Source organism: Mycobacterium sp. E735, assembly GCF_001666955.1.
Taxonomy (GTDB): Bacteria; Actinomycetota; Actinomycetes; order Mycobacteriales; family Mycobacteriaceae; genus Mycobacterium.
Window position 1 is genome coordinate 1 of record NZ_LZIX01000122.1, and the last position, 1,762, is coordinate 1,762.

1 protein-coding gene is annotated in these 1,762 nt (G+C 71.2%); it reads left to right on the forward strand.

Translation table 11 applies throughout. The features are described 5' to 3' along the window. Positions 1-1,762, forward strand: a 1,762-nt coding sequence (locus A5704_RS10020) for a SpoIIE family protein phosphatase (protein WP_067888779.1), incomplete at both ends; no start/stop codon positions are given.

The following is a 1,762-nucleotide window of genomic DNA, read 5'->3' on the forward strand; positions in this document are numbered from 1 at the left end:
TCGTCGAGGGGGCGATGGAGCTGACCGCCTGCCGCTACGCAGCCCTGGGCATCCGCGCTCCCGATGGCGCCTTCGTCTCCTTCGTGCGCGCGGGGATCGACGACGACACGGCGCGGCTGCTCGGTGAGCTGCCGGTCGGTGAGGGTCTCCGGCTCGCCGACGTGAGTGTCCATCCGCAGGCCGGCGCGCTGCAAGACCACGATCCGCCGGTGCGCGCGCTGCTCGGGATCCCGATCACGGTTCGCGGAGCGGACTTCGGCAGCCTCTACCTGGCCGACGACGTGGCCGGCCGCGCGTTTTCCGACTCCCAGGCGGCCGCCGTGCGGGCCCTGGCGACCGCCGCGGCGGCGGCCGTCGACAACGCGCGCCTGTTCGAGCGGGAACGCGAATCCGCCAAGTGGACGAAGGCCAGCCGCGAAATCACCACCGCCCTGCTGTCCGGCGACCCCCAGACCGGGCCGCTCCAGCTGATCGTGAACCGGGCGCTGGAGCTGGCCGGCGCCGAACAAGCGATTCTGCTGGTTCCGAAGGAGCCCGACCTGCCCGCCGACGAGGTCAACACCTTGGTCGTGGCCGCCACCGCGGGTCGATACTCCTCGGAGGTGATCGGTCGTCAGGTGCCGATGGACGGCTCCACCACGGGCGGTGTCGCGCGGCGCGGCCTACCGCTCATCACCGACTCCTTCCAATACCCGATCGAGGGGTTCACCGACGTCGGTGAACGCTCCGCGATAGTGATGCCGCTGATCGCCGACGGCGCGGTGCTCGGCGTCATCGCCGTCGCCCGGGACCCGCAGCAGTCGCCCTTCGGCGACGATTACCTCGAGCTGGTCAGCGACTTCGCCCGGCACGCGGCCATCGCCCTGGCGCTCGCGGCGGGCCGCGAACACGCTCTCAACCAGGAACTCGCACAAGCGGACAGCGTCGATGAGGCGGTGAACGCCGCGGCGGAGGAACTGCGCCGGCTGTGGCGGGCCCGCCGCGTCGTCGCCGTCACCTTCCCGGCTCAGAATTCCTCCACCGGAACCGCCTATGGCCCACCGCAAGTCGTGTCTGTCGGTGAGGCCGCGCAGTGGGAAGACCTGCCGCCCCATACCCAGCGCATGCTCAGCCAGCTGCGTGAGGGCGACCTGCTCACGCCCAGCACAGGGGAGCCCGGGACGGCGGGCATCGCGCTGCAGCACCCCGAGGGCGTACTCGTGGTCTGGATCGATCTGGCCGAACGTCGGTCGTTCACCCTCGAAGACCAAACCCTGCTGACCGTGCTGGCGGGCCGGCTCGGCCAGGGCCTGCAGCGCGTCCATCAGGTCGATCAGCAGCGCGAAACCGCCTTGGCGCTGCAGCACGCGATCCTGGGTCCCGCTGATCTGCCACACGGGTTCGCCGTGCGGTATCAGGCCGCCAGCCGGCCCCTGCAGGTGGGCGGCGACTGGTACGACATCGTCGAGCTCGACGACGGCCGAATCGCGATGGTCGTCGGCGACTGCGTGGGGCATGGCCTGGCCGCCGCGACCGTGATGGGGCAGGTGCGCAGCGCGTGCCGGGCGTTGCTGTTCGAAAACCCAAGTCCCGGGGCGGCTCTCGCCGGGATGGATCGCTTCGCGGCGCGGCTGCCCGGCGCGCAATGCACCACCGCGGTCTGCGCGGTGCTCAACCCCGAGACCGGCGAGCTGGTGTATTCCAGTGCCGGGCACCCGCCGCCCATCCTGGTCCACGCGGACGGCACCACCCAGATGCTCGACGACGGTCACACGATCGCGTT